The 19,795-nt window shown below is 69.4% G+C and carries 12 protein-coding genes and 5 pseudogenes; 4 read left to right on the forward strand and 13 right to left on the reverse strand.

The window, feature by feature from the left end; translation table 11 throughout:
• From AOK23_RS46695 to AOK23_RS09360, 8 genes and pseudogenes are all read right to left on the reverse strand, one after another.
• A pseudogene (locus AOK23_RS46695) lies at positions 1 to 79 on the reverse strand (shikimate kinase); the annotation flags it as partial.
• Between the two features lie 73 nt (positions 80 to 152).
• Positions 153 to 1,205 (reverse strand): annotated as a pseudogene (gene aroC / locus AOK23_RS09330) (chorismate synthase); the annotation flags it as partial.
• A gap of 91 nt (positions 1,206 to 1,296) precedes the next feature.
• Complete coding sequence (gene aroA / locus AOK23_RS09335) at positions 1,297 to 2,604, reverse strand: 3-phosphoshikimate 1-carboxyvinyltransferase (protein ID WP_055712273.1); 1,308 nt, start codon at positions 2,602 to 2,604, stop codon at positions 1,297 to 1,299.
• Positions 2,601 to 4,505, reverse strand: coding sequence for an anthranilate synthase family protein (locus AOK23_RS09340; protein ID WP_055712274.1), 1,905 nt, complete (start codon positions 4,503 to 4,505; stop codon positions 2,601 to 2,603). Before AOK23_RS09340 ends, aroA begins: the two co-directional genes overlap by 4 nt.
• Before the next feature lie 27 nt (positions 4,506 to 4,532).
• Positions 4,533 to 5,189, reverse strand: coding sequence for an isochorismatase family protein (locus tag AOK23_RS09345; protein ID WP_055712275.1), 657 nt, complete (start codon positions 5,187 to 5,189; stop codon positions 4,533 to 4,535).
• 113 nt (positions 5,190 to 5,302) lie between these two features.
• Positions 5,303 to 6,475 carry a 3-deoxy-7-phosphoheptulonate synthase gene (locus AOK23_RS09350; protein WP_079049382.1) on the reverse strand — a complete coding sequence of 391 codons (1,173 nt, stop codon included), beginning with the start codon at positions 6,473 to 6,475 and terminating at the stop codon, positions 5,303 to 5,305.
• 361 nt (positions 6,476 to 6,836) lie between these two features.
• A pseudogene (car, locus tag AOK23_RS09355) lies at positions 6,837 to 10,247 on the reverse strand (carboxylic acid reductase); the annotation flags it as partial.
• Positions 10,248 to 10,486: 239 nt separating this feature from the next.
• A complete protein-coding gene (locus AOK23_RS09360) occupies positions 10,487 to 11,332 on the reverse strand; it encodes a helix-turn-helix transcriptional regulator (protein ID WP_055712277.1) in 846 nt (281 codons plus the stop codon).
• A 103-nt stretch (positions 11,333 to 11,435) separates the two neighbouring features.
• Between AOK23_RS09360 and AOK23_RS09365 the strand changes: the two genes are divergently transcribed.
• Positions 11,436 to 12,962, forward strand: a complete 1,527-nt coding sequence (locus tag AOK23_RS09365; protein ID WP_055712291.1) for an MFS transporter — start codon at positions 11,436 to 11,438, stop codon at positions 12,960 to 12,962.
• Between the two features lie 199 nt (positions 12,963 to 13,161).
• On the opposite strand, the gene AOK23_RS09370 is transcribed toward AOK23_RS09365, so the two are convergent.
• Both AOK23_RS09370 and AOK23_RS09375 read right to left on the reverse strand, forming a co-directional pair.
• Positions 13,162 to 14,127: an NAD-dependent epimerase/dehydratase family protein gene (locus AOK23_RS09370; RefSeq protein ID WP_055712278.1), complete on the reverse strand. Its 966-nt coding sequence runs from the start codon at positions 14,125 to 14,127 to the stop codon at positions 13,162 to 13,164.
• Complete coding sequence (locus AOK23_RS09375; RefSeq protein ID WP_055712279.1) at positions 14,124 to 14,750, reverse strand: ScbR family autoregulator-binding transcription factor; 627 nt, start codon at positions 14,748 to 14,750, stop codon at positions 14,124 to 14,126. The genes AOK23_RS09370 and AOK23_RS09375 overlap by 4 nt, the downstream gene beginning before the upstream one ends.
• Positions 14,751 to 14,923: 173 nt before the next feature.
• Here AOK23_RS09375 and AOK23_RS09380 point away from each other — a divergent pair, with 173 nt between their 5' ends.
• The 3 genes from AOK23_RS09380 to AOK23_RS09390 all read left to right on the forward strand — a co-directional run bounded on the left by AOK23_RS09380 (position 14,924) and on the right by AOK23_RS09390 (position 18,692).
• A complete protein-coding gene (locus tag AOK23_RS09380) occupies positions 14,924 to 15,817 on the forward strand; it encodes a ScbA/BarX family gamma-butyrolactone biosynthesis protein (protein ID WP_055712280.1) in 894 nt (297 codons plus the stop codon).
• Positions 15,818 to 15,996: 179 nt separating this feature from the next.
• Complete coding sequence (locus AOK23_RS09385; RefSeq protein ID WP_079049383.1) at positions 15,997 to 17,472, forward strand: cellulase family glycosylhydrolase; 1,476 nt, start codon at positions 15,997 to 15,999, stop codon at positions 17,470 to 17,472.
• A gap of 191 nt (positions 17,473 to 17,663) precedes the next feature.
• Positions 17,664 to 18,692, forward strand: a complete 1,029-nt coding sequence (locus AOK23_RS09390) for a tyrosine-type recombinase/integrase (protein WP_240496328.1) — start codon at positions 17,664 to 17,666, stop codon at positions 18,690 to 18,692.
• Here the strand turns inward: AOK23_RS09390 and AOK23_RS51865 are convergent.
• The 3 genes and pseudogenes from AOK23_RS51865 to AOK23_RS49585 all read right to left on the reverse strand — a co-directional run.
• Positions 18,649 to 19,011: pseudogene (locus AOK23_RS51865) on the reverse strand (hypothetical protein); the annotation flags it as partial. The gene AOK23_RS09390 and the pseudogene AOK23_RS51865 sit on opposite strands and share 44 nt — an antisense overlap.
• Before the next feature lie 82 nt (positions 19,012 to 19,093).
• Positions 19,094 to 19,267, reverse strand: a complete 174-nt coding sequence (locus AOK23_RS44750; protein ID WP_079049384.1) for a CsbD family protein — start codon at positions 19,265 to 19,267, stop codon at positions 19,094 to 19,096.
• Between the two features lie 367 nt (positions 19,268 to 19,634).
• Positions 19,635 to 19,775, reverse strand: a pseudogene (locus AOK23_RS49585) (IS5/IS1182 family transposase); the annotation flags it as partial.
• Positions 19,776 to 19,795 lie beyond the last annotated feature (20 nt).

A 19,795-nucleotide genomic window follows, 5' to 3' on the forward strand; every position in this document is an offset into this window, starting at 1 on the left:
GCCGCTCGGCGAGGAGCGCGCCCACGGTCGACTTGCCCACCCCCATGGGTCCGACCAGGACGATCAGAGGTGCGGTCATCGGATCTGGAGGTGGTCGAGGTAGGACCGTACGTTGCGGCGGGTCTCCGGGACGCTGTCGCCGCCGAACTTNNGGCCGGCACCGCGCACACGTCCGACCGCTGGTGGTGGGCCTGCGTGGCCTCACCGGTCGTCACATCGACCGTGGCCAGCGCGCGAGGGACGGTCGCGATCGGCTTCATCGCCGCCCGCACTCGCAGCGGCTCACCGGTCGTCAGGCCGCCTTCGGTGCCGCCCGAGCGGCCCGAAGCGCGCTTGATGCCGTCCTCGGTCATCACGATCTCGTCGTGCGCCCGCGAACCCGGCGTCCGCGCCAGCTCGAAACCGTCACCGACCTCGACACCCTTGATCGCCTGGATGCCCATCAGCGCGGCAGCGAGCCGCGCGTCCAGACGCCGGTCCCAGTGCACGTGCGAGCCGAGCCCGACCGGCACCCCGTACGCCAGCACCTCGACCACACCTCCCAGGGTGTCGCCGTCCTTGTGGGCCTGGTCGATCTCCGCGATCATCGCCTTCGACGCGTCCGCGTCCAGGCACCGCACCGGGTCGGCGTCGAGCCTGCCCACGTCGGACGGCTGAGGGTGGACCCCGTACGGGGCCTTCGCGGACGCCAGCTCCACCACGTGCGACACGATCTCGATGCCGGCCGCCTCCTTCAGGAACGACCGGGCCACCGCGCCGAGCGCCACACGAGCGGCCGTCTCACGGGCGCTGGCCCGCTCCAGGACCGGCCGCGCCTCGTCGAACCCGTACTTCTGCATCCCCGCCAGGTCGGCGTGCCCGGGGCGCGGCCGGGTCAACGGCGCGTTGCGCCCCGAGTCCCTCAGCTCCGAAGGGTCGACGGGGTCGGCCGACATCACCTTGTCCCACTTCGGCCACTCCGTGTTGCCCACCGTCACCGCGACCGGCGAACCCAGCGAAAGACCGTGCCGGACACCGCCGACGAACGTGACCTCGTCCCGTTCGAACTTCATCCGGGCGCCGCGCCCATGGCCGAGACGCCGTCGCGCGAGGTGGTCCGCCACCAGCTCCGTGGTGACCGGGACACCGGCGGGAAGACCCTCCAGCGTCGCGACCAGCGCCGGTCCGTGCGACTCCCCGGCCGTCAGCCAGCGCAACCTGCTCAACGGGGCCCTCCTTCCGTGCCGTCGAGCGGCAGCGCCGTGGCGGGCCCCGCGATGCCGTCACCGGCGATCACTACGTGCCTCATGTCGTTCCTCAGCTCCTGTCTTCGGCCGGGACGAGCAGGCCGGCCGTCGGTACGCGGTGGCGGGGGAAGAGCCGGTGCAGCTCCTCGTGGAAGCCCGGGAAGGTCTTCGCGACGCAGCCCGGGTCGTCGAGCGTGATCCCCTCGGCGCGCAGGCCGAGGACGGAGAACGCCATCGCGATGCGGTGGTCCCGGTGGCACACGATCCGTGCCGGCGCGGGCGTGCCGGGGTGCACGGTGATCCAGTCGTGGCCGGTCTCGGTCCGGATGCCCAGCGCGCGCAGGTTGTCCTCGACGGCGGAGATCCGGTCCGACTCCTTCAGGCGCGCGTGCCCGATGCCGTTGACGGTGATCGGGGCGTCGGCCAGGGGCGCGATCGCGGCGAGCGTCATGAAGGTGTCCGAGATGTCGCCCATGTCAACCGTGAACCCGCCCCTGAACGCGCCGGTGCCGGTGACGGTGGTCGCCTCGTCTGTGGTCTCCACCCGGGCGCCGGTGCGGGCGAGGACCTCCGTGAAGCGCAGGTCGCCCTGGAGGCTGCCCCGGCCGAGACCGGCGACGCGCACGCTCGTTCCGGTGATCGCCGCGGCGGCGAAGACGTACGAGGCCGTGGAGGCGTCGGGCTCGATCGGTGTGTCGGTGCTCCGGTAGCCCGTCGGCCGGACGGTGAACTCGCCGGGGGCGGTCTCGTCGGCCTCGGCGCCGAAGCGGCGCATCAGGGCGATGGTCATGTCGATGTAGGGCCGGCTGACGAGCCTCGGCACGGTCAGCGTCAGCGGCCGGCGCATCAGCGGGCCCGCCATCAGCAACCCGGTCAGGAACTGACTGCTGAGCGTTGAGTCCACGGTCAGCGCGCCGCCGTCGAGCCCCTGCGCGCGCACCCGCAGCGGCAGGCGCCCGCCGGGTCCGGTGGTGACCTCGGACCCCAGCAGCCGCAGGGCGTGGGCGAGGGGGGACACGGGGCGGGCGGTGAGCTGGTCGGAGCCCTCGAAACCGAAGTCTCCGAGGCCCGTCGCGGCGAAGGGCGGCAGGAAGCGTGCGGCCGTGCCGGCGTCGGCGCACCAGACGGTCCCGGTGCCGACCGGGCCTCGGCCCAGGCCTGTCACGTGCCATACAAGGTGGTCGTCGGAGGGTTCGACGCGGACGCCGAGCCCGCTGAGCGCCTCGCGGAAGGCTGTGGTGTCGACGCTCACCAGGGGTGCGCCGAGGGCGCTCGTCGAGTCGGCGGCGGCCGCGAGCAGCAGTGCCCTGTTGGTGAGCGACTTCGACCCCGGTATCCGGGCGTCCAGGGCGGGCGTCGCCGGTACGGCGATGGTCATGGCTGTCCTTTGCGCGTACGGCCGTCGGCCACCTCCGCGAGCAGCGTGCCGATGATCCGGGGCCCGTCGACGGTCAGCAAGGACTCGGCGTGGAACTGCATCGACACGAAGCCGGCCGACCGCAGGCCGTGCACCTCGCCCGTCTCCGGGTCGCGGCTGACCTCGACGCGTCCGTGCGCCGGGTGCTCGAAGGAGTCCTCCGCGCAGCGCGCGGCGAAGGTGTTGTAGAAGCCCACCCGCTCACGCCTGCCGAAGAGGTCGATCTCGTGCTGGGCACCCTGGTTGGGCACAGGCCGGCGCACCAGATCGAGGCCGATCAGGGTGCTGAGGACCTGGTGGCTGAGGCACACGGCCATGAACGGCCGGCCTTCGTCGAGGAGTTGGACGACCGCGGACCGCAGATGCGCGATCTTCGGGTTGTGCGTCTCGCGCGGGTCGCCGGGCCCCGGACCCATCACGACGAGGTCGTGCTCGTCGAAGTCGTAGCGCTCGTCGAAGCGCCGTACGCTCACCTCGCCGCCGAGGGAGCGGATCTGATGGGCGATCATCTCCGTGAAGGTGTCCTCGGCGTCTATCGTCAGTACCCGCCGCCCGCACAGCGGTCCGCTCGTGCCGAGGTGCGGGTCCTGGTTTTTCAGCCAGAAGTGGGCGATGCGTTCGTTGCGTTCGCCGAGGGCCTCGCGGACTGCGGGGTGCGCCCCGAACCGGATGGGCTCCGGGTCGCCGAGAGCGGCGAGCAGCCCCGCCGCCTTGGCCCGGGTCTCGTGCACCTCGGAGTCCGGGTCGGAGTGGCGCACCAGGGTCGCGCCCACCCCGATCCGCATCATGCCCTCGTGGTCGATGTCGGCGGTGCGGATCAGGATCGACGAGTCCAGGGTGCGGCCGCCCGCGGCGTCGCGGCCGATCAGGGCGGCCACACCGCTGTAGTAGCCGCGGCCCTGCGGCTCGTAGCGGCTGATGACCCGTGCCGCGCTCTCCAGCGGGGAACCGGTGACGGTCGGAGCGAACAGCGTCTCGCGCAGGATGTCCCGCACATCGCGGTCGGTATGGCCCTCGATGAAGTACTCGGTGTGCGCGAGACGGGCCATCTCCTTGAGATGGGGGCCCACCACCCGGCCGCCCGCCGGGCAGATCCGGGCCATCATCTTCAGCTCCTCGTCGACGACCATGTACAGCTCGTCGGCTTCCTTGGGGTCGGCGAGGAACTCCAGGACGCCGTCCAGCTCCGGTCCGCCCGCCGGATAGCGGTAGGTGCCGCTGATCGGGTTCATCACGGCCGTGCCGTCGTGGACGCTGATGTGCCGCTCCGGGGTGGCGCCCACGAACGTCCGCTCGCCGGTGTGGACGAGGAACGTCCAGTACGCGCCGGCCTCCCGCTGCACCAGGCGGCGGAAGAACGACAGCGCCGCGGGCAGGCCGAACCCTGGCAGCCGGGCGGTGTACGAGCGCCGCATCACGAAGTTGGCGCCCTCACCGGTGCCGATCTCGTCCGCGACGACCCTTCGCACGATGTCCGCGTATGCCTCGTCGTCCACGTCGAAGTGGCCGTCGGTCACCTTCACCGGCTCGTCCGGCAGCAGCGAGAGCGTCGGGCGCAGCGGCAGCGCCGCCTGCTCGCGCACTGTCATGGCCAGTAGCGGCGCGCCGTCGTCGGGAGCCGCGAAGCCCCGCTCGGCGAGCTGCCGGTAGGGGATGAGGGTGAGCAGTTCCGTCCGTGCGCCCGGCCCTTCCCGTGGCGGCAGGTCGAGGTCGGCGAGGGTCGGGACCTCCGCCACGTCGCCGGCCAGCACTTCCAGGGTCTCGGGGTTCACCGACTCGGGCCGGTGCACCAGCGCGAACGCGCCGGCTGAGCCGTCGAGGATGCGTGCGAGGAGGTCGTGCGCGCTGTCCTGCCTTGCCATGGGATTCCTTTCGGCGGTGGGGCGCGGTCAGAGCGCGGTGGCGGTCGCGACGAGTTCGCTCAGGACGGCCTTGGTGGACACGACGCGGCCCGCGCGCCGCGCCGCGTAGTCGAGGGCGAGCCGGTGGTGGGCGGCCGAGAAGTCGGCCACGGCGTCGGCCACCAGGAACGCCTGTATGTCGTTGGTGAACGCCTCGACCGCCGTCATGAGGACGCCGACGTGGGCGTACACACCGCAGATGATCAGTTGGTCGCGTCGGTGCGACCGCATCCGCTCCAGCAGGTCGGACTTGAAGAAGGCGCTGTAGCGCCACTTCGTGAACGTCCAGTCGTCGGGTCCGGGTTCGAGTGGCCGGACCACTGTGCGGTGCTCGGGCGTGGGGTTCATGCCCGGTCCCCAGAAGTCCTTGAGGAGCCCGCGCTGTTCGGGCGTCATGCCGCCGGGCTGTGCGGTGTACGCGACGGGGACACCGAGTTCGGCACACCGCTCGCGCAGCAGCGCGGTGTTGCCGACCAGCGCGTCGCCGGGCGCCTCGGAGCGCGGGAACGGCTTGAGGAAGTACTCCTGCATGTCGTGCAGCAGCAGGACGGCCCGCCGGGGGTCCACGGGCCAGCTGACGGTGTTGTCCGGCAGCTCGCCCTCCTGGGGCATCGGATAGGGGTCGATGGGGGGAATGCCGGGCATGGGCCGGTCGGTCCTCTCTTCGCTGGGCGCCGGACGTGACGCCGTTCTGGGTCGCTCGCGCGGAAGGAGATCCGCGGGTGCCGGGGTGAGCGCGCTGTCGTGCGGCGCCGGGTTCATCCCCGCCAGGCGGAGACGACTTCGATGGCCTGCTGGGGGTTGAGGCGGGGGTCGCAGAAGCTCAGGTACTTGTCGCCCAGGCGGTCGAGGCCTGCCTCGTCCCTGACGCACTCGGTGACGGTTTCCGGGGTCGTCTCCAGGTGCAGGCCGGCCGCGACGCCGCCGTTCTGGCTCACGGCGTCCTGGAAGTTCTCGACCTCCCGGACGATGGTCCGCACCATGCGGGTCTTCAGCCCTTCGGGACTGGAGACCGTGTTCCCGTGCATCGGGTCCGACAGCCACAGCACCGGGTGACCGGCTCGGGCGACCGCCTCGACCAGTGCGGGCAGCCGTTCAGCGGCGTTGTCGGCGCCCATGCGCGCGATCAACGTCAGTCGGCCGGGACGCCGCTGGGCGTCCAGGCGCTCGCACAGGGCGAGCAGCGCGTCGTCGGTCATGGTCGGGCCCACCTTGACCGCGACCGGGTTGGAGACCGCGGCCAGGAGCCCGATATGAGCGCCGTCCAGCTCCCGGGTCCGCTCCCCCACCCACGGCCAGTGCGTGGACGTCAGCAGCAGCGAGCCGTCCGGTTCGCGCCGCAGCAGCGGCAACTCGTAGTCCAGCAACAGCGCCTCGTGGCTGGTCCACACCGGCACCTCCAGCTCGGACCGGCCGGCGGTACCGCGCCAGCCGAGGTAGTGCATGGTGTCGCTGGCGGCCCGGTAGCCGCTCAGCAGGTGACGGGGGTCGGGTCGGCGCAGCACCGCGTCCGGCTCCGGCCGGTTGACCATGTGCCCCCGGTACACCGGCAGTTGCGTGCCGTTGACGGTCTCCGTCGGGGAGGAGCGGGGCTTGCCGTACTGCCCGGCGATCCGTCCCACCCTGATGATGGGTTTGCCGGAGGCGAGCTTCATCGTTCCGGCCAGTACGTCGAGCAGTGCGGCCTTGCGGGTGACGTCCTCGGGGGTGGCCTCGGCGGGGTCCTCGGCGCAGTCGCCGGTCTGCATCACCTGCAGATGTCCCGCGGCTGCTTCCATCAGCAGGGCGCGCAGACGGCGTACGGCTTCGGGGTCCACGAGGGCCGGCATCCGCCCGAGATCCGTACGGACCTCCTCCAGGGCGGTGTGGCCTTCCCAGTCGGGCTGCTGCAGCGCGGGTATGGACCGGAGGTATGCCTGAATGTCGATCATCGTTTTCCCTCGGCGAGCATGCCGGAGCGATTCCGGGCAGGAGCGGACGTGGTCGATTCGAAGGGGGCACGGATGGGGGTGTGCGCCGACCGGACCGTCTGTCTGACGCGGTATCCGGAAATACGCGAACCGGTGGTCGAGTACGCCGACGCTTCATCGCGGCGCTCGCGCCGATCCGTCGGTCTTCACTATCGGCCAACGGAATTGTGACGCGCAACGACTCCCCCAGGAGTACGTCAAGTAGAACGGATTCCGGTCGCCCGCGATGCGCGGGCGCGGGCCCGGAAGGAGGCGAATTCCCGACGCCGTACGACGCCCGCCTCGACGTCACCCGAAAACGCCGCCTCGTCGGTCGGTCGATTCACGCGGACATGAGCGACGTGAGGTCCCTGGCATATTTCTCGATCAGCGAGGGAGTGATGTGCGGGATGTCCTTCTCTGCCCCGACCTTCGCCGCCCGGACCGCCTCACGGAATCGCTCGGAGGGGATGTCGGATCCGCGAACGGCGATTTCCGGGTCCTTGAACCCGTGAATGAGCGGCAACGACGAATGCTGCCTTTGCTCTTCGGGAAGTGCCCGCATGGCCGTCTCGAACCTGTCCAGCCAGTCCGCGTAGTCGTCGATCCGCTCGATGCGATGGCCCGCGTCGGTCAGCCAGTCGATGAAGGTGTCGAGGGAGATTCCGTCGTCGTGCGGGTTCACCAGACTGAACGTCTCGTACGCGCTGGTGTTCCCTCCGCCCAGCGTCACGACAGCCGCGGCGGTGAAGTCCACAGGCAGCCCGTCGTAGTGCGCCCTCGGCCTCTTCCCCTTGCCCTCGTCGCGGTAGAACGACGACGGTGCGATGCCGGTGGCGAGCACGCTGAAGAGGAGGCGCGAGAACATGTCGGGGACGTTGAGCTGTCCGCCGTAACCGCTGTGAGCGAGGATCATGTTCGACCGGAACACGGTGACCGGCAGGCCACACAGGTCGTGGGCCTCACGGAGCAGGACCTCTCCCGCCCACTTGCTCGTCGCATAGCCGCTGGCGTATCCCGCGTCGACCGGCTGCACGGGGAGCGCCTGCCGCACGTCGGGGTCCTCACCCAGAGCGGGGTGCCGCGAGGTGGCGACGGCCACGCTGGATATGTAGGTGAACGGCTTCATCCGGCCGGTGAGCGCCAGGCGGACCAGTTCGGCGGTTCCCACCACGTTGGCCTCGAACAGGTGGTTGTACGGCAGCACGTGGTTGACGAGAGCGCCGGCGTGGACGATCACGTCCACTTCCCGGGACAGCCTCTGCCAGGTGCGGTCGCCCAACCCCAGCTGCGGTTCCGCCATGTCACCCGCCACGACCTCCAGACGGTCGGCGGCCAAGGTGCCGAACCGTCGCGCCAGTTGCCCGTCGCCTCCGGCGAACGACTCCTCCAGGCGCTTCCTGGCAGCCGCCACATCCTTCCCGCGTACGAGGCAGACCAGCCGGCCATCCGTGTTCTCCAGCCGTTCCAGCCACTCCATGCACAGGAAGCGCCCGAGATACCCACTGGCCCCGGTCAGCAGGACGGTCCGGGGTGACTCGGCGGGCGAAGGCAGTCGCTCGGCCTCAGCGATCGTCCGGGGGTCGATGAACTTGTCCAGGGTGAGGTCCGCGGCCTTGACCTCGACGCTTCCGTGTCCGTGCACCGACGCGAAGCCGGGCCGGTCCGGCCCGGTCGCGCGCTTGGCCTCGATGTGATCGGCGATCTGCTGGAGGCCGGTGGCCGTGCTGATGATCAGGTCCACGGGGACGCGGACGGTGAAGAGGTCATCGAGCAGGTCGGAGAACGCCACCGCGGTGAGCGAGTCACCCCCCAGGTCCCGGAAACGCGCTGTGGGGCTCACCTCGGCACCGGATCCCGCGAGCAGCGCCCGCGCCGCGCGCTGGAGCGTCTCCAGCACCGGGCGTTCCCCGGCGCCGCGACGAACGTCCAGCAGTTCCTCGTTCTCGCGCGCGGCGATGTCCGCGTACAGCGCTTCGAGACGCTCCCGGTACCGCTCCAGCAGGCGCGGGCGCAGAAGCTTCCGGTGGTCCGAGAGCAAACCGTTCTCCTGGCTGAACGGCTCGGTCTCGATCAGGAACTCGCGCGGGATCTCGTAGGAGTTCAGCCCCTCCTCCTTCGCGACCTGGACGAAGGAATCACTGAGCCGCTGCCGCAACTCCTCCGTCCGGCCCTCGAAGCGGGTGAGGGCATCGGCGGAGGGGACGACGACAGCGAGCAGATAGGACCGCTCACTGTTGCCGTACACGAATGTCTGACGGACCAGAGGGCTGTAGGCGAAGATCGCCTCCAGGCGCGCGGTCGCCACGAACTCGCCCTGGGACAGCTTCAGCACGCTCTTGCGGCGGTCGACGATGGCGTGTCGTCCCGGCGCGACCTCGGCGACGATGTCGCCCGTCCTGTAGTAGCCGTCCTCGTCGAGGAGTTCGGCCGTCAACTCCGGGTGGTTGAAATAGCCGGGGATCAGAGCGTCGGTCCTGAGCAGGAGTTCGCCGCGTGGATGCGGTGAGTCGGTGCGGTAGTAGCCGAGTTCGGGGACGTCGACGAGCTTGTAGTCGATGACCGGGGGACTCAGCATCTCTCCGTCGACCGAAACGGCCGCGGCCTCGGTGGAGCCGTAGATGTTGTGCAGCTTGAGGCCGAGGAGGGACTCCATGAAGGCCGTCAGCTCGGCGGACAGAGGAGCGGACGCGCAGCCGGCCCAGGCGACCCGGCCTCCGAGCAGTTCTACCCGCATGTCCGCCCTGACCTGCTCCTCAAGGGCGGCGCGGTCCGCAGCGCTCGTCACCGCCCGGCGGTCGAGTTCGCTCTGGTACTTCTGGAAGATCAGCTCGCATATGCGCGGTATCAGCGAGAGTTCCGTCGGGCGCGCCAGCGCGATGTCCTCAAAGAAGGTCGAGAGATCACTTTTCGCCGTGAAGTAGGTGATGCCGCCCCGCGCCAGGGTGTTCTTCAGTGAGGAGTGACCGGCGACATGGCTCATCGGCATGTAGCTGAAGGTGACCCGCTCGCCCTCGGAGAACAGCTTCGACCACGCACCGCCCCACATCGCGCTGGTCAGGCGATCGGTGTACATGGCGCCCTTGGGTGTTCCCGTACTGCCCGAGGTGTAGATGAGCATCGCCAGCGGATCGTCGCCGTCGGCCGGGACGAACAACGGCGCGTCAGGAAGACCGGCCCCCCGCCGGAGCACCTCGGGAAGGGAGTCGACACTCACGGCGCGACCGGCGCTCTTGAGGCGGCTGCGCGCTTCATCCAACGCGTCGGCGTGGTCACTGACCTCCGGGTGGACATCGAAGACGAGGACCCGCTCGACCGACGGGCTCTCCAGCGCGAGATCGACCGCCCTGTCCAGGCGTTCGACGCTCGCGGCGACGAGGCGGGACTCCGTCTCGTCGGTGATCGCCCTCTGCTGTGACGCGGGTGAGCTGGTCTGGAGCGGAACGCTGACGCACCCGAGATAGGTGCAGGCCAGATCGATGACGGTGTAGTCACCGCTGGCGAATCCGAGGAGGGCGACCCGGTCGCCCGGCCTCAGCTGACGGCGCCCGTCCATGTGCCATTCACTGGCCACCGCGCGTACCCGTGCCCACAGTTCGCCGAAGCTGGTCTTCTCGTACCGTGGGAGCAGACGATACGAAACCCGGCCGGTCCCGGGGTCCCGCACGAATTCTTTGGCCCGTTCACCGATAGCCGGCCGATCGGCGTAGCGCACCATCACGTTTTCCATCACTTGCGCAAGTCGCATGTTTGCTCTCCGCGTCGCGTACGGACCTGATCTCGATCGACGCTAACCACTTGAGCACCCCCATGGCCAAGGCCGACGGACTTCTTTGTCATGTCCGTCGCGCGGGGGCGGCTGCCCAGCGGAAATCAGGTGCCCTGGCGGTGATGAATATGCGGGTAGGCATGAAAGCGCCGACACCGTGAAAAGCCCGGGCGTTTACGGTGTCGGCGCGTTCTTTCGAGTACGGCAATTGCCATGGCCCTGCCTCAGTGGGCCCGACTCTGCTGGGAAAGGATCTGCAAGGCGTCGGCGGAGCCCGCGTCATTGGGCGTGTAGACCTCAAGGCGATGGTCCGGGCTGTCCGGCTGCAACCAGACCTGGTAGTCGACACTCACGGTGCCCACCGTCGTGTGCTGGATGTGCATGGTCCCCGTGGTGCAGTCCGCGACATCCCTGTCCGCCCACAGCGCCGAGAAGTCTTCACTGCGCATGGTGAGTTCACCGATCAGACCCGCCAGTCGCGCATCGGTGGGATAGCGGCCGGCGGTGAGCCGGAGGTACGCGACGTGTGCGCGGGCGAGCGTGTGCCAGTTGCTGTACAGGTCACGCGTGACCGGATCGAGGAAGAACATACGAGGCATCGACGGGCGCCGCTCCGGCTCGTCCGGTGTCCCGAAGTCGATGTGCTCCGCGAGAAGCGCGTGCCCGCTGCGGTTCCACGCAAGCGCGTCCCCGCGGCGCCCCAGGACGATCGCCGGCGTGGCCTCCCCGAGGGACTCCAGCAGCGCGAGGACGCGCTGGTGGGGCTTTTCCGCAGGGGGTTCGGCGAGCCGTGGCGTCGCAGAGTGCCGCGCGAGATTGTGCAGATGCGCCGTCTCGGTCGAGTCGAGCCGTAACGCCCGGGCGAGCGCGTCGAGCACCTGCTCCGACGCCGTCTCGGCCTGCCCTTGTTCCAGACGCGTGTAGTAGCCCACGCTCACTCCCGCGAGCTGGGCCAGCTCCTCCCGTCGCAGCCCGGGAACGCGGCGCCCCGTGCCATGGGTGCGCAGCCCGATCTCTTCCGGGGTGACCCGGTCACGACGGCTCTTCAGGAACGTTCCGAGGCTCTCCACGTCGGCCAGCGTAAGCCGATCGCACGGACCACTGGGTATACCTGTCAGGTGTACCCCCGGCAGGGGGGTGGCTGTCGACCGGGCGATGGCCGACGGTCGAGGCATGTCGGAAGAGCGCACACACAACTCACCCGGCCTGCGTGCCTGGCTGGGACTGCTGGTCGTACTCGGGCCGGTCCTGCTGGTGTCCATGGACGGGTCGATTCTGTTCCTGGCGATGCCGAGGGTCAGTCAGGACCTCACCCCTACCGCCGATCAGGCCCTGTGGACCCTGGACATCTACGGCTTCGCGGTCGGCTCGCTGCTGATCGCGTTCGGCAACATCGGGGACCGGTACGGTCGGCTGAAGTTGCTGATGATCGGGGCGACCGTCTTCGGCCTGGCGTCCGCGGCCTCCGCCTTCGCGCCCAACGCGGAGCTTCTCATCGCGTCCCGCGCCCTGATGGGTGTGGCCGGCGCGACCCTGCTGCCGTCGGCGCTGGCGGTGCTGAGCGAGCTGTTCAGCGACCCCAAACGGCGGGCGCAGGCCATCGGTATCTTCGCCGCGGCCTTCGCTGCGGGCTTCGCCATCGGCCCCGTCGCGGGTGGCGTCCTGCTGGAACGCTTCTGGTGGGGCTCGGTCTTCCTGATCAACCTACCCGTCATCGCCCTGTTCCTGATCTTCGCGCCCATCCTGCTGCGTGAAGTGAGTACGACCCGCCCCGGCAGCATCGACATCTTCAGCCTCGTGGCCTCCGCGGCCGGCCTGCTGGGTGTCGTGTACGCCCTCAAGCACGCGGCCGCCGAAGGGTTCTCCACGCTCTCCGTCCTCGTGGGAGTGGGCGGTCTGGTGCTCCTGGCACTGTTCGTGCGCCGACAGCGGCACCTCGAATACCCGTTGATGGACTTCTCCCTCTTCCGGGACCGGGTCTTCACCGTCGCGATCATCACGGGCCTGCTGCCGCTGGCCGCCTGGTCGGCGGCCGCCTACCTGTCGGGTGTCTACCTCCAGTCCGTCCTGGACCTTCCTGTCCTTCAGGCAGCCCTCCTGGCGCTGCCCGGCGCGGTGGTCCTCACCGTCACCTGCGTCGTCACACCCATGGTGGTCGACCGCGTCGGCAAGCGGACGATCCTGATCATCTGCCACTTCTCCATCGCGGCCGGACTGCTGTTCCTGCTCCCCACCACCATCACCGGCGGGGTCGGCTGGTACATCGCGTCGACGTCCATCGCGGGCCTCGGCTACGGCATCTCCTTCAGCGTCGTCGCCGACACCGCGGTCGGTGCGGTGCCCGCCGAACGAGCCGGATCGGCCGGCGCCATCGCCGAGACCAGCAACGAGATCGGCAACGCCCTCGGTATCGCGCTCATCGGCTCCCTGGCCGCGCTGCTCTTCCGGCTCCAGGGGCCCGACCTCGCTCCCACGCTCGACGAGACCCTGCACCTGCCCGGTCTCACGTCCGCGGTGATCACGGACGCGAAGTCGGCCTTCGTCACCGGCCTGCACGCGGCGGTGGCGGTGGCCAGCCTCCTCCACGTCGCGCTCGGCGTCCTGGCGCTTCGCTGGCTGCCCAGGACCGCGACCGGGCAGCCTGCCTGGGACTCCGTGGCCGAGGACAAGGTCGAACGGGTGGAGAGCACGCCTCGTTGACGACACCGGCCCCGGCGGCACGGAACCCGTCCGCTGCGGCCCTCTGACCACCGCCCCACCCATGAACGGCCGTGTCCCGGCCCGCAGCAATCCCCCGCCTGCGGACCGGGGCACGGTCGGCCCGGGCCGTGACACCACCGTCGATGTCTCGCCCCTGACCGGCCGCTGCCGCTACCGCCGTCACTCCCCAGCCGCTCCGCTACCGCCTGGCGAGGAACGACCGGTACCAGGGCGCCGCGGCCGCGAGGCGTGACAGCGGGCCGGGGCCCGGTGGGCAGGACGTGGCCCGCCAGATCTCCTCGCTCGCGTACCAGTGGTCCTGGGCCAGGAGCGAGAACTGGCGCTCGCTCATGCGGCCGGGGACGCTCCGCAGGCGGTCGAGGCAGGTCGCCCAGGGCCAGTCCTCCTCGACGGCGGGCAGCACGTCCAGGGCCGTCAGCTCCGCCATCAGGTCACCGTTGGTGACGGGGCGGGGATGGCTGGCGTGGTACACGCCGGACGCCGGTGCGTCGCGAGCCGTCGCCAGGGTGGTGATCAGCCGGGCCAGGTCGTCCACGTCCACCAGGGACAGCATTCCGCGACCACCGTCCCACCGGGCCGGCACCCGCTCCCGCAGCTCCGCGAGAGCGGGCACCACCCAGCGGTCACCGGCCCCCAGGACCAGCCCGGGGCGCAGCACGATCCCGCCCGCGGCCAGCACCGGGATCTCGCCGGCCAGCCGGGTGCGGCTGGCCGGCGAGACCGGCGCGGGTGGGATCTCGTCCACCGTGATCCCGCGGTGCGGGCCCGGCCCGTAGACGGCGGCGGTCGACAGGTGAACGACGCGGTCCACTCCCCGGTGGACGGCCTCGTCGACCAGGGCCGTCGTGCCCTCGACGTTGACCGCCGCGCACTGGGCCTCGTCGCCGGAGACCCGTGAGGCGAGGTGGATCAGGACGTCCGCTCCACTTGCCGCTGTGCGCAGCGGTCCCCGGTTCCTCAGGTCCGTCAGGTCCGCGACCGTCCACGTCACGCCCGGCGGAGCGGAGGGGGGCGCGGAACGGCCGAGCGCGCGTATCGAGATGTCGGTGCCGGTCCCCCGCGCGGACGCCGCCAGGGTGTGCAGGACCCGTGAGCCGACGAAGCCCGTGGCCCCGGTCAGTACGACCCGGAGGGGACGCTTCACCCCATGCCGTCCGCGTCGGCGCCGGGAATCCGCAGGCCGGCGATGACGTCGGGCGGGGCCAGAGCCGGCAGGAGGCAGCGCCACATGTCGGTGATCCGGCGCGGCAGGTCGGCGCGGCCGGTGGAGAGCTGGGACATGACTTGCGTGCCGGTGTACGCGGCGACCAGGAGCTGGGCGAAGACGGCCTCGTCCACGCTGTCGATCAGCTGTCCCTTCTGCCGCGCGACGAGGAGGTCCTGATGGAATCGGTCGGCCCACCACTCGTAGATGGAGTACTCCTTCCTGCCCACCAAGCCCTGCTCAACCGCCAGCCGGACACCGGCCCGCAGCAGGGTGTTGCGCTGCATCTCGACCGCCAGATAGCCGGTGATGTCCAGGAGCTGCTGGAGGCCGCCCGCCCCCTCGGGGAACTTCAGATCCGCGGCCTGTTCGAGGATGACCGCGCGGGCCAGCCCCTCCTTCGACCGGAAGTGGAAGTACACGGCACCCGCCGTGACGCCCGCCCGCTCCAGGATCTTGGTGATGCTCGCACCGAGGTACCCGACTTCGTCGAACACTTCCGCTGCGGCCCGGAGCACCAACTCCCGTGTGCGGATTGCCCGTTCCTGCCTGTGTTCCGCCAATGGACCGTTACCTCGAGTTACTTAAAAAGAAAAAGAATAACCACTATCTTATATGAGCGGACAGTCGACATACCAGTGCTCGGCCCCCGCGCCGCGCGTTGAACAAACAGGGGAGAACTGCAGTGCCTCCAACGAACCTTGCCCGGAACCGGGCAACCACCGGTCCCACGCCTGTGCCCATCTCGTACACCCACAAGACCAATCCCGCCGAAGTACTCCTCACGAGCTGGCACCGGACGGGGGACGACACCTTCGCCGTCACCGCCCGATGGCCGCGTGAGCACGCGTTCTACCTGGCCCGGTTCGGAAGGCACGACCCGCTCTTCCTGACCGAGACGGTCCGCCAGACGCTGCCGCTGCTGTCCCATGCCGCGTACGACGTCCCCTTAGGGCACCAGTTGCTCTGGAAGGACTTAGGTTGGGACGTCGACCCGGACGGGCTGCGGGTCGAGGGCGGCGCCGACGCCGAGATCGACCTCCACATCACGTCCTCCGACGTGAAGTACCGCAAGGAACGAGCGACGGCCGTCACGCTCTCCGTCGAGGCCGAGCGCGCGGGCCGTCGGCTGGCCACCGCGAGGACCAGTTTCACGATCCACGACCGAGCGGTCTACGAGCGGCTGCGTGGCCGGAACGCCGACATCGAGAGCGCGAACGCCCGGGTCCTGCCGCTGCCGCCGCCGTCGCCCACGCAGCACGCGGGCCGCGATCGCTACCAGGACGTCGTGCTCTCGTGCACCGACGTCCCCCTCCGCTGGCAACTGCGGACGGACACCTCGCACCCCGTCCTCTTCGACCACCCCGTCGACCACGCCCCGGGCATGCTGCTCCTCGAAGCCGCACGCCAGGCCACGCAGTCGGCGACCCACCCGCGTCGGACGCTGGTCGTCGGCCTGAGCTGCGACTTCACGCGGTACGCCGAGTTCGACGCACCATGCTGGGTCACGGCCAAACCCCTGCCCCGGGACCTGGACGCACGACCACGCATGCTGGTCACGGCGGAACAGAACGACGAGGAGGTCTTCACCTCGGTCGTCACCCTGTACGAAGTCCCGGCAGACCACTGACACCCCGCCACCCCGCCCCGCAGTGGGCCCGGACGGCCGCCACCCTTTCAAGCCAGTAGGTGACTGAAGCGGGCAGAATGCGCATTGACTTCAATAAGTCAATGAATTGACGATGATGTATCGCGCTCATCGATCCCTTACGGCAACGAGGAGATCAGGTGAAACGTCGTCATGCCCTGATGGCCACCAGCGCCGCCGGTGCACTGCTCCTGGGTGGCCTTGCCATCGCCACCCTGCCCGCGTCGGCAGCCGCCACCGGCTGCTCGGTCGTGTACAAGGTGCAGAGCGAATGGCCGGGAGGGTTCAACGCGAACCTGGCCATCACAAATCTCGGCTCCCCCGTACGCGGGTGGACCGTGACGTTCGACTTCCCGGACTCCGGCCAGAAGGTCACCAACGGCTGGAGCGCCACGTGGACCCAGTCCGCTACCCGCGTGTCCGCCACCAGCCTCGACTGGAACGCGGCTCTGGACACCGGCAGTTCGGCTTCCATCGGGTTCACCGGTGCGTGGAAGAGCGCCAATCCGGAACCCGCGTCGGTCGCGCTCAACGGCGTGACCTGTACCGGCTCGGTGACATCCCCGTCCCCCAGCCCCACCGCCACTCCGACCGGCGGTCCCAGTGGTCCGGCCCCGGAGCTGAAAGTCTCCGGCAACAAGATCGTCACCGCGAGCGGCAAGCCGTACCGGCTGCTGGGTGTGGACCGCTCCAGCGGTGAATACGCCTGTGTGCAGGGCAAGGGGCTTTGGGACGGCGGCCCGGTCGACCAGGCTTCCGTCGACGCGATGAAGACCTGGAACATCCACGCGGTACGCCTGCCGTTGAACGAGGAATGCTGGCTCGGCATCAACGGCTCGCCCAAGGGATCCACTTACCAGCAGGGCGTCAGGGACTACGTCAACCTGCTGGTGGCCAACGGCATCACCCCGATCCTCGACCTGCACTGGACGCGGGGCGCCTATGCCGACGGGCCGGACTGGCATTGCAAGGACACCACCGCGACGTGCCAGAAACCGATGCCGGACGCGCAGTACGCCCCCCAGTTCTGGACCAGTGTCGCCAACACCTTCAAGGGCGATGACGCCGTCGTCTTCGATCTGTTCAACGAGCCCTACCCGGAGATCGCCGGCGACTGGGACAAGACCGTCGGCTGGCGGTGCTGGCGAGACGGCGGTACCTGCACGGGCCTTTCCTATGAGACGGCCGGCATGCAGGACCTGGTCGACGCGGTCCGGACCACCGGCGCGACCAACGTCCTGATGCTGGGTGGCCTGGAGTGGGCCAACGACATGCGCGAGTGGCTGACGCACATGCCGAACGACCCGCTGAACAACATCGCCGCGTCATGGCATTCGTACAGCTTCAACGCCTGCGCGACCGCATCCTGCTGGGACAGTCAGGTAGCGCCGCTCGCACAACGGGTACCGGTCGTCATCGGTGAGTTCGGCCAGGACGACTGCGGCTTCGACTACATGCGGCGGTTGGTGGACTGGGCCGACGCGCACGGCATGGGTTATCTCGCGTGGACTTGGAACCCGTGGGGCTGCAGCACGGGTGCCGTTCTCATCAAGGACTGGGCGGGCACCCCGGAGCCGGGCGTCGGCGAGGGTCTGAAGGCGCACCTGATCAGCCAAGACCCCTACACGACCGCGTAACGGGCACCCGGCCGCGCCCGCACGGGGTGCGGCCGGGAAGGGACGCGGCGGGGCGCGGCCGTGATGCCGGTGGTCGCACCCCGCTGACACGTACCCTCATCGTTTTCAAGGAGTGTGAGCATCCGCGGTCGCGGCGGTCGAGGTGTCCTCACCCTTACAAGGTCCGGTACAGGTCTGCGGCGGGGAAGCGGGTGAAGGAGTCGGGGTTCGCCACCCAGGACGGGGCGATCGCGCGTTTGACGGAGGTCTACAACGCGAAGAAGGCGGCGCCGGGGGGTCAGGCGGAGGCGGAGCGGATCGCACGGTACGGGGCGATGCGGTTCGAGGAGTACGCCGCAGAGTGGAAGGGCGCCCAGCGGGATCTGGGGCCGGCTTCCGTGGTGCATCTGGCGTCGCTGCTGAACATCCATCTGCTGCCCCTGCTGGGCAGCCGGCGGATGAACACCTTCGACCACAAGGTCGTCGAGGGATTCATCCGGAGCCTGGAGCGCAACGGGGTCGGTCTGGCCGCGCAGGCGAACGCGTTCGACAAGCTGAAGGCGGTCCTGCTGGACGCGAACCGGCTGGGCCTGTTCGACGACAACCCGGTCGCGGGGGTGAAGCCGCCGCAGTACGACCCCGAGCGGGTGGTGATCCCCTCCATCGGGCAGCTGCGGCAGATACGCACCGCCGGCGACGACAGCTTCCTGCTGGTCGCCGATCTGATGAGCGGCTGCGGCATGCGCAACGGCGAGGCGTTCGCGGTGAACGTCAACAACATCGTCGCCGACGACGTCTACCGCATCACCGAACAGGTCAACCGGACCACCCGCCAGTACGAGCGCCTCAAGCACCGCAGGCCCGGCGAGTACCGCGACGTGCCCCTGCCGGCCCGGGTGCGGCAGACGATCGAGTGGTACGCCGACAAGTACGGCACCGTCGACGGCTACCTGCTACGCCATCCCAGCGACCCGACCCGCACGTTCCCGCACCACCACATCGCCAACCAGTGGCAGCGGATCAAGAAGGCCGGCGAGGTCGACATCCCCGACGGGATGGTCGTCTACGGCCTGCGGCACTTCTTCGCCTCCAACTGCCTCACCCACAACACCCCCATCACCGACGTCGCCGAGTGGATGGGCCACAAGACCATCGAGATCACCGTCAAGATCTACCGCCACCTCATGCCCGGCTCACTCAGCACAGCCGCCAAACTCCTCGACCACAGCCTCCCCACCTAAGCGCGTTGCAGAAGGCTGTGATTTTGCAGGTCAGGGCCCGATCACGCTGGACTGTGTGGTGGAGGCCGTCGCCACGCGGTCGGCCGTCGCGGAAGATCTTGTAGTTCTCAGTCGGCCGATCGCATGCTCCACCCGTGCACGACCCGGTAATGCTCCGCGTTGTCAGCCTCCCCGGCCGGCCAGCAGGGGCCGGCCGGGTCGTTTGCGGCGCGGGGACGATCAGGCCGGTGTTGATGTAGGCGCCATCTCCGGGCACGGTGACGCCCTGGCACTGGTCCGGCGGGCCCGAGATACGCCATACGTGGGCGCTGGCCTCCGAGAGCGCGTTTACGTGATCGGCGGGATTTACAAACAAGTGGTGGGCCCCCGCGCGCGGGGGGCCCACCCAGCGTATCCGGCTGTCAGTGCCGGAAGGCGTCCTTGATCTTCTCCTTCGCCTGACGCATGTCGCCCTTCGATTTCTTGGTCTGGCCCTCGGCCGCAAGACCTTCATCGTCCGTCGCGCGGCCAACGACTCCCTTGGCCTTGCCCTTGGCCTGCTCCATCTTGGCCTTGGCCTTCTCATCGCGCGCCACCGCTGATCACTCCCCGTCTCAGTCGCAGTCGCCGTTTTGTCTACTACGTCGAGTACCCCCTGCGAAGGGGGCAAACAGCGAGGGGGATCACTTGGAAGCAGTTCCGTCGACGCTATTACGGCGGTGGCCGGTGGCCTGCCACGGGGGAAGCGGAACTGTTCAACCCCGCAAAGGTAAGCACGACCAGATACTGATAGCGGGGAACACCCATCCCGACCCCGTGGCCCTCTGAGGCATGAGGAACTGAACACCCCGAAACGGGGTTTGTGGAGAGCCTCGCCCGGAGACGGGCACGCCGGGCTCGGGAGGCGGCTCGGGGAAACCCACTGGTGGAAACATCAGCAGGGCGCCCCGAGTCGACCTCACCCATCGCACGGAACTGTTTCCACCTGTTCACGCACCGCTCGACTGCGTTGCGTTGGCGGTACTGGGACTTGTCGAAGGCCGGGGGCCGGCCGCCGGCTCGTCCCCGGCGCTTGCGGTGGAGTCGCTGGTCATCGGGGCTGGGCGATGGTGGCCACGCGTCAA

The sequence above is a fragment of the Streptomyces torulosus genome, from assembly GCF_001419765.1.
In the GTDB taxonomy this organism is placed as follows: domain Bacteria; phylum Actinomycetota; class Actinomycetes; order Streptomycetales; family Streptomycetaceae; genus Streptomyces; species Streptomyces torulosus.

Excerpts from the sequence above, each read along its gene's own strand:
- AOK23_RS09350 (WP_079049382.1), bottom strand. The coding sequence starts at position 6,475 with ATGATCGACATTCAGGCATACCTCCGGTCCATACCCGCGCTGCAGCAG.
- aroA (WP_055712273.1), bottom strand. The coding sequence starts at position 2,604 with ATGACCATCGCCGTACCGGCGACGCCCGCCCTGGACGCCCGGATACCG.
- AOK23_RS09385 (WP_079049383.1), top strand. The coding sequence starts at position 15,997 with ATGGCCACCAGCGCCGCCGGTGCACTGCTCCTGGGTGGCCTTGCCATC.
- AOK23_RS09340 (WP_055712274.1), bottom strand. The coding sequence starts at position 4,505 with ATGGCAAGGCAGGACAGCGCGCACGACCTCCTCGCACGCATCCTCGAC.
- AOK23_RS09345 (WP_055712275.1), bottom strand. The coding sequence starts at position 5,189 with ATGCCCGGCATTCCCCCCATCGACCCCTATCCGATGCCCCAGGAGGGC.
- AOK23_RS09365 (WP_055712291.1), top strand. The coding sequence starts at position 11,436 with ATGTCGGAAGAGCGCACACACAACTCACCCGGCCTGCGTGCCTGGCTG.